The organism is Flavobacterium sp. (assembly GCF_046153165.1).
Lineage (GTDB): Bacteria > Bacteroidota > Bacteroidia > Flavobacteriales > Flavobacteriaceae > Flavobacterium.
Window position 1 is genome coordinate 22,872 of the sequence record NZ_JBJXEN010000023.1, and the last position, 16,176, is coordinate 39,047.

Consider the following 16,176-nt stretch of genomic DNA (forward strand, 5'->3'; position numbering starts at 1 on the left):
CAGTTTTATAAATAATTGGCGGAAAACAATATGACAAGATGGCGGTTTTCAGGAGCTATAACCAATTTTTGATCGTTCATTTTGAACGATAACAAAAACTGAGGAATATCATTTTAATTAGGAAATACTTTCAAATAATCTTACAACATTACCTCGTAATTATGTAAATTTTTTATCGTTAAAAAAACCAACTTTGTGGTTAACTTTATTCCAAACTAAAAAAAGGGTGAATTTGAAAAAAAATATAAAGAAGGGCTTTAAAATTTTCTTTTGGATTGTGGGCTCCATCATTGGAATTTTTCTTTTGTTGGTGTTAGCACTTCAAGTTCCTTTTGTCCAAAATTTAGTTAAAGAAAAAGCGGTAAGCTATATTGAAGGCAAAATTCATACTAAAGTTTCTATCGATCGAATTGAAATTGGCCTCCCAAAAAAAGTAATCCTTGAAGGTGTTTATTTTGAAGATCAAAAAAACGATACCCTTTTAGCTGGTAAAAAACTAGTCCTTGACATCAGTTTGTTTAAATTGATGAACAACAATGTGGAAATCAATTCGGCTAGTTTAGAAGGAATCACAGCCAATATAAAGAGAGACAAAGATTCTGTTTTCAATTTTGACTACATTATTAAAGCCTTTGCTTCGCCAAAAAAACCGAATAATAATTCACCCCCGATGGAGTTTTCTTTGGGCAAAATCAATATAGACAATTTGAAATTCAAGTATTTGGATGCCCTTTCCAAAAATGATATCGCTGTTACTTTAAACCATTTTGATACCCGAATCAAAACTTTTGAATTAGACAAAATGAATTTCGAAATTCCTAAAGTAAAAATTGATGGCGCCAAATTGAAAATGAAACAAGGTTTGGTGGAAACGCTTAATGAAATCCAAAAAAAAGTAGTTATAAAAGCAGACAAAATCAATTTAAAAATACAACTCGGTGAAATCGATTTGTCAAAAATTGATATTGATTACCAAGATGAAACTAACAGATTAAATACAAAACTTGTATTTGAGAAATTGCAGGCAAAATTTAATACAATTGACTTACAAAATCAACTTATTGATATCGAAACCCTTACGTTGTATGATACAAAAGGAGATTTGGAAATAGGTAAATTAGAAAAAACGGTTACGGAAAATAACATCTCTACTACTCCAACGAACAATTGGAAAATTAAAACCAATAAAATTAATTTAGAAAAAGTCAATTTCCATTTTGATAACCAAAATTCAGTCGCCGTCAAAAACGGTATCGACTACCAGCATTTAGACATTGATAATTTTAACCTTCAAGCTGAGAAGTTAAACTACAATCCGGAAAAAACATCCGGAATTATCAATTCCCTTTCGATAAAAGAAAAAAAAGGTTTGAACGTTCAATCCTTAAAAACCAATTTTATTTATAATGATCAAGGTGTCACTTTGAAAAACTTGTATTTAAAAACACCGCAAACAATACTTCGAAATGAAATTATTGTGAACTATGCTTCAAGGTCAATACTTAAAGAATATCCCGGAGAGTTATACATAAATGCGCATTTAACCAACAGTAAATTGAGCATCAAAGAACTTCTGCTCTTTGCTCCTACATTGGAAAACACGTCCCCATTTAGCAATAATCAGAAGGCAGTAATTTCTATGAATGGCACCATTATCGGTAAATTAAAAAATATTTCTTTTCCAAATTTAGAGGTTAGTGGTATTGGAACTACAAAAATCGCGGTAAGCGGAAAAATTGTTGGATTACCCAATTCCAAGATAGCCTATTATAATTTGAAGATTAAAAACTTACAATCAAATGCCAAAGATGTCAATAACATACTGCCAAAAGGAACAGTGCCCAACTCAATTCAGTTACCTTCTCAGTTTACTACTAAAGGAACTTTCAAAGGAACAATTTCCAATTTCAATACAAATTTAAACATTATCAGTAGTTATGGCAATGCCAAAATCAAAGCCGTTTTTGACCAACGTATTAAAAACAAAGAAACATACAACGCTCAAATCGAAATTGATAATTTTGATTTAGGGAAGCTGATCAAAAACGATACCATTGGGAAAATCACTTTAAAAGCTACTGTTAAAGGAACAGGTCTGAATCCAAAGATAGCCAATGCTATGGTTGATGGTATGATTGCCAAAGCCAATTTTAAAAAATATACCTATCAAAACATTACAGTAAAAGGCAAAATAAATAACGGTTTATTCGATGCTAATATCAACACAAAAGATCCAAATCTAACTTTTGATTTGGTTTCCAGCGGGAGTTTTCGTGACAAATATCCTTCTGGAAAATTGCATTTGAATGTCGATATTGCCGATTTAAACAAACTCAACCTGCACGCTGGAGCAATGAAAATGCGTGGCGAATTGGATGCTGATATCCAATCGGCAGATTTGGATTATTTGAACGGCAATGTGAACGCGCATCATATTATTATTGCCAATGAAAAAGACCAATTTGTATTGGATAGTATTACCCTAACGGCAACTTCTACCGCAGAAAAAAATACGTTACTGTTGAAATCCCAATTCATAAATGCCAATGTGGATGGAAAATACAAACTATCCCAAATTGGAGCTGCCTTACAAAATTCGATTGCAAAATATTATGACAGCAATTCAAGTACTAAAAAAAGCAGTCTAGAATCTCAACATTTTGCGTTTAATATGAATGTAAAGGACAGCCCTATTTTGTTGAAGTTTGTACCAGAACTGAAAAGTATAGAACCCATTACCATTTCTGGCAGATACAATTCTGTGAATGACACGATTATTTTGAATGGTAAAATTCCAAAATTAGTATATGGTAAAAACGCAATTACAAATGCTGAAATAAAAGTATACACCAAGGACAAGGCATTAGTTTACAACCTAATGGTTGACGATATCCAAAACCCACAATTTCAATTACCCTATACTAATATTGTAGGAAAAGTGGAAAACGATGTCATCGATTATGCGTTACAGTTGAAAGATTTGAATAACAAAGAACGTTATTTTATTTCGGGAACCTTAAAAACTAAAAATGGGAATTCTGCCATCAATTTGAATCCGAAAAATCTATTGCTAGATTATGACTCATGGAATCTAAGCGAGAATAATGAAATCCGTTTTGGAAGAAACGGGCTTTATGCCAATGATTTTGAATTATCAAAGGCAGGAAACAGTATCAAAATTCAATCACAATCGGAACAACCCCATGCACCAATTACTATTGACTTCAAGGATTTTGAAATTGAAACCATTACCAATATTGCCCAAAAAACTGATTTCCAAATGAGCGGAAAAATTAACGGAAATGCCTTGATAAAAAATATCGAAAAATCAGCACTTTTCACTTCCGATTTGACAATTGAAGATTTTGCCTTCCGAAAAGATACATTAGGAACATTGAAAATTAATGTAAACAATCAAATTGCCAATCAATATGATGCAAAAATTCTACTAGAGGGCCAAGACAACCAACTTAGTTTAGACGGAAATTACAAAACTACTAATAGCAATTTCGATTTGAACTTCGACATCGCAAAACTGCATGTAAAAAGCATTCAAGGATTCACATTCGATAATATAAAGGAAAGTACTGGCTTTGTTTCAGGAAACTTTAAAATTAAAGGAACTACTTTACAACCTTTAGTCTTGGGCGATTTACAATTTCATGAGGTTGGCTTCAAAGTCACACAACTCAACCCCAATTTCAAATCGATGAATGACAAAATTGTGTTTTTAAACAATAGTGCTACCCTTGATAATTTTACCATAAAAGATGAAACAAACAACGAACTTATTATTAACGGGAAAGTTACGAATCAAAATAATTATAATTTTGGTTTTAATTTGACGGTGGATGCTGATAATTTCAAGGCGGTAAATTCTAAATCGAAAGACAATCCGCTTTATTATGGCGAATTGTATTTGGACAATCATTTAACAGTCAAAGGTACCTTGAATCAACCCATAGTGGAAGGAGAAATAAAGATAAATAAAGACACTAAATTCACTGTTGTTTTGCCACAATCAGATCCATCAATTGCTGACAGAGAAGGTATTGTAGAGTTTATTGACCAAGATCAACCTAAATTAATCACCACCGTTTCAGCCGAAGAAGCATTGAGTCAAACCGAAATTAAAGGCATCATTGCCTCGGTAAATATTGAAATTGATAAAGAAGCCGAATTGTCGATGATTATTGATAAAGCCAACGGAGATTATTTAAAATTAAAAGGCGAAGCACAACTCACCGGAGGGATTGACGCTTCCGGAAAAACAACCCTAACAGGAAGGTATGAGTTTACTGGTGGTACTTATGAAATGAATTTTAATTTAATCAAACGAAAATTCGACATCAAAAAAGGAAGTTATATTCTTTGGACTGGAGAACCAACCACGGCCGACATAAATATTACTGCGATTTATAAAATAGAAACAGCACCTATTAATTTGCTGAATGACCAATTAATGAATCTTACCCCGGAAGAAAGAAACACGTACAAGCAAAAAATTCCTTTTGAAACCGAATTGAAAATGAAAGGTGATTTATTGAAACCCGACATTACATTTGATGTTATCTTACCCGAAGGCAACAACTCTGTTTCAGCAGAAATCATTGATGCTACGCAAGCTAAATTGACACAACTCAGAGAAGAACCTGATGAATTGAACAAACAAGTTTTTGCATTGCTTTTACTTAATCGGTTTATTGGTGAGAACCCCTTTTCAAGCGAAAGCGGTGGCACCACAGCTTCTTCTTTAGCCAGAGAAAGTGTGAGCAAGGTTTTGTCTCAACAGCTCAATAATCTTGCAGCTGATTTGATAAATGGTGTGGAATTGGATTTTAATTTAGATACTTCCCAAGATTATACCACCGGTAAAGAAGAAAACAGAACCGATTTGAATGTGGGCCTTTCTAAAAAATTATTGAACGATCGATTGAAAGTTACAGTTGGTAGTAGCTTTGGAATTCAGGGTGAAAAACAAGAAAATCAACAGGCAAATAATATTGCAGGAGATATTGCTGCTGAATATCAAATTTCAAAAGATGGCCGTTATAAAATTCGTGCTTATCGAAAAAATAAATATCAAGTGGCACTGCAAGGTCAGGTCATTGAAACCGGTGTTGGTTTTATCATCACAATTGATTACAACAAATTCCGCGAAATATTTCATAGAAAGCAAATGGAAAAATCAAAAGAACCTAAAAAGAAACCGAATGACTAAGAACATTTTATATTTTCTGTTTTTGGCATTATTTGCCTCTTCCTGCAGCAATACAAAGCATTTGCCGGAAGGCGAATTACTATACACAGGAGGTAAAATAATAGTGGAAAAAAGCAAAGAAACTACAAATAAAGAACGTAAGTTATTACAAACAGAATCCAACAAATTACTGATTCCAAAGCCCAATAAAAAATTCCTTGGACTGCGATATAGATTATTCTTTTACAACCTTGCCGGCGACGTGAAAAAAGAAAAAGGATTTGGGCATTGGTTAAAATATACCGTGGGAGAACCACCCGTTTTGTTCAGTCAGGTCGATTTACAATTCAATAAAAGCTTGCTGCAGAATTATGTTGAAAACAATGGCTATTTTAATGCTAAAACCACTGCCGATTCTACCAGGAACGGAAAAAAAGTAGAGGCAAATTATAACATCAATACAAAGCAGCAATACAAAATTAAATCGGTTCAATTCCCAACAGATTCTGCTGACATTTCAATTGAAATTTACAAAACACAACTAAGAAGCCTGTTGAAAGATGGAAACCCCTACAACCTAGCCTTAATTAAAGAGGAAAGAGTTCGAATTGACTCACGTTTAAAAGAAAAAGGATACTTCTATTTCAATCCGGATTATCTCAAAATTCAAGTGGACAGCACAGTTGCAGATCATCAGGTGGATTTGATTGTCAAAGTAAAAAATGAAGCACCAAAAATAGGTAAAACCAGTTTCAAAATCAATAAAATTATTATTTACCCCAATTATGGTATTAATGCTGACAGCTTAAGTGTAGCATCGGATTCGATTGTAAAGTATAAAGATTTCACAATTATCGATAATGAAAAACTATTTGAACCCCGTGTTTTTGACCGTGTATTGTATTTCAAAAAAAACGATTTGTACAACCGTACCAATCATAATTTATCCTTAAATAGACTGGTTAATTTGGGTACTTTCAAGTTTGTGAAAAACCAATTTATTGTTTCTAATACGATAGGAAATTATTTGGATGCCTATTATTATTTGACTCCATTAACCAAAAAATCAATACGTGTCGAAATTTTAGCCAAAACAAATTCTGCCAATTATACGGGTACCGAATTAAATGTAAATTGGAGCAACCGCAACACTTTTCGTGGAGCAGAATTACTGACTATTTCGGCATTTGGAGGTTTTGAAGTACAATTAAGCGGAGAAAAAAACGGTTTCAATGTATACCGATTTGGTTCCGAAGCCAATTTGATTTGGCCTCGATTTATATCCCCTTTCAAACTAAATTCTTCAAGTGGTTTTGTGCCAAGAACAAAAGCAACTTTGGGCTATGAAAATCAAAACCGGATTAAATTATACTCATTACAAACTTTCAAAGCGGCTTTTGGTTATATATGGAAAGGAAACGAACGCACAGAACATCAATTAAATGTCACGGAAATCACTTTTGCAAGTCCGCAGAATGTTTCTGATTTGTATAACGAACAAATTGCGGCCAACGAAAGTTTGAGAAAAGTGGTTGAAAAACAGTTGATTTTTGGCCCTACCTATTCTTATACGTATACCAATACCATGCAGAAAAGAAAGAAAAACACTTTCTTCTACAAAGGAAGTATTGATTTATCAGGGAATGTTACTGGACTTGTTACGGGTGCCAATATCAAAAAAGGGGATACTATTAAAATCTTCAATATTCCTTTTAGCCAATATGTGAAAATACAAAACGAGTTCAAACACAATTACAAGCTGACTAAAACGTCACAAATTTCAAGCAGAATTATCATGGGAGCCGCTTTCGCCTATGGCAACTCTGACGAAATTCCTTTTAGCAAACAGTTTTTTATTGGCGGTACCAATAGTCTGAGAGCTTTTCGTTCGCGATCTCTAGGTCCAGGAACGTATAATGGTTTCAACGATTCCAGCACGTTTTTACCAGATCAATCCGGTGATGTAAAATTAGAAATGAATACCGAATACCGAGCCAATATTTATCGATTTATAAACGGTGCCTTGTTTGTAGATGCAGGAAATATTTGGTTGTTAAATGATAATGTTAACAAACCTGGTTCCAAATTTTCTTCAAAATTCCTTGATGAGATTGCTGTTGGTGTGGGTGCTGGATTGCGTTTTGATTTTTCATTTCTGGTGTTAAGAACCGATTTGGCTTTCCCTATTCGAAAACCGTATTTGCCAGAAGGACAAAGATGGGTAATGGATAAGGTGAATTTTGGAAATGGTGCTTGGTTAAAAGAAAATTTGGTTTTCAATTTAGCTATTGGGTATCCTTTTTAGGTTTTGAAATGAAATAAATCCAAATCTGAACCGTAATAAATGCGTAGTAACCCCATTTTACCTGAGTATAAGTTTCAAAAAACGGTAAAAAGAATACGCTGATAAGGAAAATAAAACTGCATATCAAGTTTATATTTAAAAACTTATAAATTAACTTAAATCTTTTAATACTTGACAATACTAAAATAACTACAGTATTTAGCACTATAATTAGAACGCAGAAAAATCCAACAAGAAATGCTAGGCCCGAGAAATCTCTTTTAGCGATACCTTCTTTACAGTCCATCAAAATCTTATCAAGAGAATTCTTAAACAACGTTTTAATTGTATCTATTGAGATATAAGCCATCTCAAAAGCATTTTGATTATGCTCATCATCAATAAACTCATAGATTTTTTCATAAAATGAAGGTTCTTTCATTATTACATTACTGATAATATCATTTTCAATTATGATATGACTATTAATAGTGTCATTCTCAATCAGCATTTTATTGTCAGCGATTGTATCAGTTTCTCCAAGTGGCAAAATTTCCTCAGCAGCAGGAGCTTCAATAACTGTATCTTTCATTCCTTTACCATTACAGCTATCATAAAATGGAGCAAATAATAAAAGGAATCCTAAAAGACTCAACAATCTCAATATACTATTCGATTTCATAATTATTCTGTTTATTTATTTTCTTTTTTGAACTAAACAAAAATCTTTCATTAAATATAACAACAGAAATTAAAATCAATGAATACGAAACAATTTGTGTCAAATTAATTTCTTCTTTAAAATAAAAAATTGCCAATAAAAAATTTATCATCGGATTGGTATACATTAAAATACCAACTGCTGAAGAATTCATACCTTTTAGAGCAAATAAATTTAAAAATAACGGAATAATTGTAAACAATACTACAATTACAATCATCAGAATATAAAATATTGATTCCGTTGGAGTTTCGCCTCTATAAACAGGAAAAAATGGCAACAAAACTATTGATGCTATTAGCAATTGAACTGTTAATACTACAAATCGATCGAACTTATTATTTTTTCTTTGACTTATTAAATACAAGGCAAAAGAAATTGCAATTACTAAACTGTAAATAAGCCCGTTAAAATCTCCGTAAGATAATATTCCGCAACTAATTACACATAAAAATACTGAAAACCATTGCCATTTACTCAATTTTTCTTTAAGAATAAAATAAGCTAAAATAGTGGTGACAATTGGACAAATTAAATATGCAAATGAAGCCGATTTTAGACTAACATGATTTACGGCATACATAAACAAAAACCAATTTAATATGAGTAAAAATCCACCAAGAATAGTTAGTAAAAATGTATTTATTTTTTCACTTTTTTCTAAAGTAACGAATGATTTCCAATCAGTTTTTAGCTTTTCTTTTCTAAATAAAAGATTAATAATTAGAGATAATCCAGTTGCGTAAAAAACCCTATAAAATAGAATATCTAATGACGGATAATTATGTAATGGTTTTAGTGCCAAACTAAAAAATCCCCAAATAACAAAGGATGATAGTGCCGATAAATAATATTTATTGATTTGCATATAAAAAAATTCGGAGCAAAAGTACTAAATTACCTTTCTCCGAATTTTTTTATTAATATATATTTAAGAATTTTCTTAGTGACTTGCTTCTACTTTTTTATCAAAATCAATCCCTTGACTTGTCAATATACTTTTTACTTTCCAAGCATAAAAAGCCAAATAAGCAAAACACAAAACTCCTATTACATAACTGCTTTGAATACCTATGCTTTCTGAAACATATCCTTGTAACCAACTTACAATTCCTCCACCCATAATCATCATTATAAGGAAACTACTTCCTTGACTGGTATGCTTTCCTAATCCACTGATAGCTAATGTAAAAATACATGGCCACAAAGTACTACAAAAAAGTCCAACACTTGTAAATGCATAAACACTTATTATTCCTGTTGTAAACATTCCTGTTAATAATGCCAAAATTCCTAATCCAGAAAATATTAATAACATTCTTGCTGGATTTCCTTTGCTAGCAATATCAGCACCAATTAATACAAGAATGATTAACGCATAAACATAAAAAGGTGTTAAATCATGGTTCATAAATTTATTAACACCCAAGAAAACCCCAAATGCCAAATAAGGTGCAACAAATCTTAATATTTTTTGTAAATTAATTTCATTTGTAAATGCTTCTACTGCACCTGTCCAACGACCAATCATTAAACTAGCCCAATACAATGAAATATAAGGAGCAATATCTTGAGTTAAAAATCCTAGCTTTGTTTCCATATAAGCAGGCAAATTACTTGCTGTAGAAACTTCGACACCAACATATACAAAAATAGCAATCATACCCATAACTAATTGTGGGTATTTAAGAGCTGAACTTTTTATCGACAATGCATTTTCAGCGCTTTCAACAACAGCAACTGGTTTATCTGGAAGTGAAGAAAATTTTAACATTACTGCTGCTAATAAAAAAGCTAATCCTAGAACCAAATAAGGAATTTTAACACTCTCTATACTCATGTTTGTAACACCAGAAGTAGCTGAGCCAAATATAGCAAAACTTACAATTAATGGACCTATTGTAGTCCCTAAATTATTAATTCCACCTGCCATAATTAAACGCTGAGATCCTGTTTTTATTGGCCCTAGAGCAATTGCTAGAGGATTTGCAACTGTTTGTTGTAATGAAAAACCTAACGCAACAATAAACAAGCCACACAACATTAATGTAAATGAACCTGTATTTGCTGCTGGATAAAACAATAAAGTTCCAAACGCAGAAATTGTTAAACCTAATGCTAATCCGTTTTTGTAACCTATTTTATTAACCAAATCTTCTTTCATTAGCATAGAAATTCCCATATATATTAAGGACCCCACAGTATAAGCTATATAAAATGCTAAAGAAACTAACTGGCTTTGACCTTGTGTTAAATCAAATGCCTTTTTAAAAACCGGTATTAAAATATCGTTACTAGCAGCAACAAATCCCCAAAAAAAGAAGACTATTACTAAAGGAATAAATTGTCCCCACTTGGTTTGCACATTTTCTGAATTCATAATTAATTTAGTTTTTTTTGATTGTTATTTTTTATACTTTAAAATTATAATTATTCTAAAAAAGGAATTAAATTTTGATAAAAATACATTTTAAATGATAAAAATATATATTAACCCAAATTAAGTTATTAACGAAATCGATTTCGTTCTTATTTGTTTAAAAAGCAAATAAGAATACTAAAAAAAAGTTAATTCTGTATTATCCTTTCATTTGAAATTAAAAATATTATTTTTGTTTAAAATTAATGATAATGAAGTATTTCCTAACTCTATTTGTAAGTTTTTTACTATTAACAGGTTGTGATGACGGTAATTTAATTACCGAAAATTTTGTTTTTGAAAATGCAACTGTTCAAAAATGTAGTACTTCAAATGTTTTATATAAAATTAATGATGTAGAAGCATTAATTTTTAACACTCCTGAGACCAATTTTCCAAATACCGAAACAGTAATAAATACGCCTAGAGTTGTATCTATTGGAGGTACAACATCATTAACTTACAGAAAATTTGCAACAACTACTTCAACAAGTAATATTTGTGACACACCAACAATTCCTGTTCTAGAAGAATGGATTGTAACTGGAGGAACTGTAGAAATTACAACAACCAAAATTTTTGATACTGGTGGAACTACGGTTGTTGCTTACAACCATAATATTGTTTTTAAAAATATAACATTTATTACTCCTGATAAACAAATAGTTTATGATTCGTACACTTTTGGAAGTTATAGAACTGAAATTGTTAACTTAAATTTTGATTATTCTCTTGCCACAACGCAAAATTGCGGTGGAAATAATTTAATTTTTAAATATAATGGTACGAATGCTTTATTATTAGATGTTGATCCTTCATTGTTTACCAATGCCGTAACTCCAATTGGTTCTCCTAGAACTGCATTAATAAATACGACAACTAACAAAGTAATTTACAGGGTTTATAACGGTAGTTTAAATTCTAATTTCTTCTGTGCAGCAATCACCCCATCTACTCCAACACTTACTGAGGAATGGATTGCACAAGATGGAGTAGCTGGAACTAGTGGTATAATAAGTGTCGAAACTGTTGCAATTGATGCTACACACTTTAAACATACCATTACTTTATACAAAACAACTTTCAAAAAAGGAATTCTAACCTATATTTATCCTACCAATGATAATTTTGTTTTTGGGGAATATATAACGATGTAACCTTAATTATAAACAATTACATGAATTTTACATCTCTTATTTTACAAGTAGGCATTAACGAAAAACTAAAAAATGCTCCTAATTCTGGCTATCAATTGGGATTGATAATTGGTTCGTTTTTACCCTTTGTTTTTTTAGTTGGTATTGCTTATTGGATGTATTACCGTTCTAAAAACAGAAAAGATTTGGATTAATAATTTTATCAGCTGTTTTTCTTCTGAATAAAATAAACTTCAGTTGCTCCAACACCATATTTCTGATAATTTGCATCTTGAAAAGTAATATTTTCATAACGACCTAATAAAAAATCGAGTTCGGATTTTAGCACTCCCTCTCCCACTCCGTGTATAAAAACCACTTTTGGGATTCGATTGCGTAAAGCAAAATCCATTTGACGTTTTACCGTTTCTGTTTGAATGTTTAAAATATCATAATTACTCATTCCTCGTTTGTTGGGAACCAGTTTTTCGATATGTAAATCTATCTCGAGCACAAATTCTTCTTTTTTAGATTTTTTTTCCTTCACAAAACTTCTTGGTTTCGGAATTTCTTTTTCTTTTGCTACCGATGAGAAATTAGTTTTAGAAATATTATTCATCAAATCGCTTGAAGATTCTATTAAAATAAGTTCTTTTTCGTTATAATCGAGTTCAAAACCATCTTCTGTTTCAATCGTTACTATTTTTCCATTCACTTTAAGAACAACACCATTTATAGCGTCGTCTAAAACCGAAATATTATCTCCTTTTGCAAACATTATTCTTCGTTATCTTGATTTTTACTGGGTGTTTTTGCACTTAACTTCATCATACCAAAAAAGAATAAAACTATGCCTATAATTTTTATCCAAAGGTTTGGTTTTACCGTATTTTGATTCCAAAACAAGGCAATTGCAATGAGAATCATTACTATAATATATATGTTTTTCAACTTCATTTTTTTTAATTTATATCTCTTAATTTCAGTTGCAAAGTTACATTTCCGTTCCATTCGTTTTCTTCGATACAATATACCGCATCAAATGATTTATTGTTGGTTATACAATCCATTTTTTGAGATAAATTAAACCCAATCGCAGCAAAACCTTCACTATTATCTTGTTTTACAAACAATCTTAGATGTTCTTCTTCTTTACCCATCGTTTTTCCATAACCTGTATCTTTTATGTTTTTTGAAATAAAAACAGGTGTCATATTTTGTGGGCCAAAGGGTTCAAACTGTTTTAAAATTCGAACTAGTTTTTCATTTATATCAGATAAATAAATTTCAGCATCAATAGCAATTTCAGGAATACGCAAATCGGGATGAATACTCTCTTTAACCACTTCTTCAAATTTATTTTTAAAAGCTTCGTAATTTTCTTCTTTTAGAGTCATTCCTGCAGCATACATGTGTCCGCCAAATTGTTCTAGATATTCCGCACTAGATTCTAAAGCATTATAAATATCAAAATCCTTGACAGAACGTGCCGAAGCAGCTAATTTATCACCACTTTTTGTAAAAACAATCGTTGGTTTATAATGTGTTTCTATTAATCTGGAAGCTACAATTCCTATAACTCCCTTATGCCAATCTTCCTGATAAACAACCGTTGTAAAGTTATTACTTTCATCATTTATTTCAATCTGAACCAACGCTTCTTGGGTAATTTGTTTGTCTAAATCTTTCCTGTCGGCATTAAAAATTTCTATCTGTGAAGCAAATTCAATAGCTTGTTCTAAATCAAATTCTGTTAATAATTCAACTGCATAATTACCATGTTTTATTCTTCCTGCGGCATTTATTCTTGGTGCAATAATAAAAACCACATCGGTAATGGTAAGCACTTGCTTTTTTATGTTCTGAATCAAAGCCTGAATTCCTGGTCTTGGATTTGTATTAATGACTTCCAATCCAAATTTTGCTAAAACTCTATTTTCACCCGTCATTGGAACAATATCGGCAGCAATAGCTGTCGCTACTAAATCTAAATACGGAATAAAATCTTCGATTGTTTGGTTTCGGTTTTGACCCAATGCCTGTATCAATTTAAAACCAACGCCACAACCACAAAGTTCGTCGTAAGGATAAGAACAATCGGCACGTTTTGGATCTAAAACGGCAACAGCATCGGGCAAAAAATCACCCGGACGATGGTGATCACAAATAATAAAATCGATATTTCGTTCTTTGGCATAAACCACATGATCTATCGATTTTATACCACAATCTAGTGCAATAATAAGTGTAATACTGTTATCATCGGCATAATCGATTCCTTTGTAGGATATTCCATAACCTTCGTCATAACGATCTGGAATATAAGTAGCTACATTTTTGTAATAGGATTTTAAATACGAAGAAACCAATGAAACTGCGGTGGTACCATCGACATCGTAATCGCCAAAAACCATGATATTTTCGTTATTTGCAATCGCTTTTTCAATTCTTTCGACCGCTTTATCCATATCTTTCATCAAATAGGGATTGTGCAAATCATCTAAACTAGGACGAAAAAAGGCTTTGGCTTCATCGTAAGTTTCAATTCCTCGTTGAATTAACAATGAAGCTACAAAATTTTCAATATTCAAGGCTTGCGCCAAATGTTTGACTTTTTCTTCAGCAGGTTTTGGCTTGATTGTCCAGCGCATAGTTAATTACGGATTAGAAATTACAATTATCGTCATATAGAAAAACAAATTTAGAGTAAAACATCGAATAATAAAGTGACAAAAATAAAAAATGGTATTACTTTTGACTTTTATTACTTTATTTAAAATAAAACAAATGCAAATTCAAGGACAAATCGTCGATATAGCGAAAAAACGATTTTTTTCAGGTGAAATAACTGTCGAAAATGGTAAGATTATTTCTATAATTGAGAAAAATCATGAAGTAAAAAACTATATTCTTCCAGGATTTATTGATGCTCATATTCATATTGAAAGTTCGATGCTTGTTCCGTCCGAATTTGCTAAAATTGCTGTCCTTCACGGAACGGTTGCTACCATTTCTGATCCGCACGAAATTGCCAATGTACTGGGAAAAGAAGGTGTTTACTATATGATTGAAAACGGCAAAAAAGTGCCGTTGAAATTTCATTTTGGTGCACCATCTTGTGTTCCTGCAACCGCTTTTGAAACTGCTGGTGCCATTATCGATTCCGAAGAGATTAAAGAATTGATGGCTTCTCCAGATATTTATTATTTGTCGGAAATGATGAATTATCCAGGCGTTTTGTTTGATGATGATGAAGTTTTAAAAAAAATTGCTTGGGCAAAACATTTCAACAAACCTGTTGATGGTCATGCGCCAGGATTGCGAGGAGAGCCAATCAAAAAATACATTTCGGCAGGAATTACAACCGATCACGAGTGTTTTACTTATGATGAAGCGAAAGAAAAATTGTCTCTTGGAATGAAAGTTATTATTCGGGAAGGAAGTGCTGCCAAAAACTTTGAAGCATTGATCGATTTACTTCCAGAAAATTACGAAAATATGATGTTTTGTTCTGATGACAAACATCCAGATGATTTGATTTTAGGACATATTAATTTGCTTTGTGCTCGTGCTGTTGCCAAAGGAATTGATATTTTCAAAATCTTGCAAGTAGCTTGCGTAAATCCAGTAAATCATTACAAAATGAAGGTGGGTTTGTTGAAAGAAAATGATGCAGCCGATTTTATTGTTGTAGAAGATTTAGTCAATTTTAAAGTCAATAAAACCTACATTAATGGCGAATTGGTTGCCGAAAACGGACAATCGTTTGTAAAACATGTTGATTTTGAAACACCAAATAACTTTAACATTACCGAAAAGGAAATTAGTGATTTTCAAATTCCGAGTTCCGCATCAAACTCGAGCGTAAGCGAACAGGCGAAGCAAATTAGAGTCATTGAAGCTTTAGAAGGACAGTTAATCACCAATGAAATTCACCACGATTCTCTTATAGAAAACGGAAAACTCGTTTCAGATATAGAGAATGATATACTGAAAATGGCGGTTGTAAACCGATATTACAATACCAAACCAGCAGTAGCTTTTATTAAGAATTTTGGTCTAAAAAAAGGTGCTATTGCAAGTTCCGTTGCACATGATTGTCATAATATTGTGGTGGTCGGAACATCGGACGAAGAGATTTGTAATGCTGTCAATTTAATTATCAAAAATACAGGCGGAATTTGTGCTGTAAATGGCAATCAAAATAAGTCATTAGCTTTGCCAGTTGCAGGAATTATGAGTGATAAAGATGGTTGGGAAACTGGAAAATTGTACCAAGAAATTGATGCCATGGCAAAAGATTTAGGTAGCAATCTAAAAGCACCATTTATGACACTTTCATTTATGGCGCTTCTGGTAATTCCGGATTTAAAATTATCTGATAAAGGTTTGTTTAGTGGAAATACTTTTTCGTTT

General features: G+C 32.0%; 11 protein-coding genes. 5 read left to right on the forward strand and 6 right to left on the reverse strand.

The window, feature by feature from the left end; all coding sequences use genetic code 11:
• The first annotated feature begins 226 nt into the window (after positions 1-226).
• Both ACKVOV_RS03370 and ACKVOV_RS03375 read left to right on the forward strand, forming a co-directional pair.
• Positions 227-5,221, forward strand: a complete 4,995-nt coding sequence (locus tag ACKVOV_RS03370; RefSeq protein WP_409205363.1) for a translocation/assembly module TamB domain-containing protein — start codon at positions 227-229, stop codon at positions 5,219-5,221.
• Complete coding sequence (locus ACKVOV_RS03375; RefSeq protein ID WP_409205364.1) at positions 5,214-7,505, forward strand: BamA/TamA family outer membrane protein; 2,292 nt, start codon at positions 5,214-5,216, stop codon at positions 7,503-7,505. Before ACKVOV_RS03370 ends, ACKVOV_RS03375 begins: the two co-directional genes overlap by 8 nt.
• Here the strand turns inward: ACKVOV_RS03375 and ACKVOV_RS03380 are convergent.
• The 3 genes from ACKVOV_RS03380 to ACKVOV_RS03390 form a co-directional block, all read right to left on the reverse strand.
• Complete coding sequence (locus ACKVOV_RS03380) at positions 7,486-8,166, reverse strand: hypothetical protein (RefSeq protein WP_409205365.1); 681 nt, start codon at positions 8,164-8,166, stop codon at positions 7,486-7,488. The two genes, ACKVOV_RS03375 and ACKVOV_RS03380, sit on opposite strands and share 20 nt — an antisense overlap.
• Positions 8,153-9,073: an EamA family transporter gene (locus ACKVOV_RS03385; RefSeq protein WP_409205366.1), complete on the reverse strand. Its 921-nt coding sequence runs from the start codon at positions 9,071-9,073 to the stop codon at positions 8,153-8,155. The genes ACKVOV_RS03380 and ACKVOV_RS03385 overlap by 14 nt, the downstream gene beginning before the upstream one ends.
• A gap of 75 nt (positions 9,074-9,148) precedes the next feature.
• On the reverse strand, positions 9,149-10,585 hold the full coding sequence (locus ACKVOV_RS03390) for an MFS transporter (RefSeq protein WP_409205367.1): 1,437 nt from the start codon (positions 10,583-10,585) through the stop codon (positions 9,149-9,151).
• Positions 10,586-10,836: 251 nt separating this feature from the next.
• On the opposite strand from ACKVOV_RS03390, the gene ACKVOV_RS03395 reads away from it, so the two are divergent.
• Positions 10,837-11,781 (forward strand): hypothetical protein, encoded by a 945-nt coding sequence (locus ACKVOV_RS03395; RefSeq protein WP_409205368.1) that lies wholly within the window; start codon positions 10,837-10,839, stop codon positions 11,779-11,781.
• A gap of 20 nt (positions 11,782-11,801) precedes the next feature.
• Positions 11,802-11,975, forward strand: coding sequence for a hypothetical protein (locus ACKVOV_RS03400; protein ID WP_409205369.1), 174 nt, complete (start codon positions 11,802-11,804; stop codon positions 11,973-11,975).
• Between the two features lie 8 nt (positions 11,976-11,983).
• On the opposite strand, the gene ACKVOV_RS03405 is transcribed toward ACKVOV_RS03400, so the two are convergent.
• Genes ACKVOV_RS03405 through recJ form a run of 3 tightly spaced genes read right to left on the reverse strand, consistent with a single transcriptional unit; the run spans position 11,984 to position 14,411 of the window.
• Positions 11,984-12,538 carry a Smr/MutS family protein gene (locus tag ACKVOV_RS03405; protein WP_409205370.1) on the reverse strand — a complete coding sequence of 185 codons (555 nt, stop codon included), beginning with the start codon at positions 12,536-12,538 and terminating at the stop codon, positions 11,984-11,986.
• Positions 12,538-12,711, reverse strand: coding sequence for a hypothetical protein (locus ACKVOV_RS03410; protein WP_409205371.1), 174 nt, complete (start codon positions 12,709-12,711; stop codon positions 12,538-12,540). The genes ACKVOV_RS03405 and ACKVOV_RS03410 overlap by 1 nt, the downstream gene beginning before the upstream one ends.
• Positions 12,712-12,722: 11 nt before the next feature.
• Positions 12,723-14,411 (reverse strand): single-stranded-DNA-specific exonuclease RecJ, encoded by a 1,689-nt coding sequence (gene recJ, locus ACKVOV_RS03415; protein ID WP_409205372.1) that lies wholly within the window; start codon positions 14,409-14,411, stop codon positions 12,723-12,725.
• Positions 14,412-14,547: 136 nt separating this feature from the next.
• Between recJ and ade the strand changes: the two genes are divergently transcribed.
• A partial coding sequence (gene ade, locus ACKVOV_RS03420; protein ID WP_409205373.1) for an adenine deaminase occupies positions 14,548-16,176 on the forward strand: 1,629 nt, incomplete at its 3' end.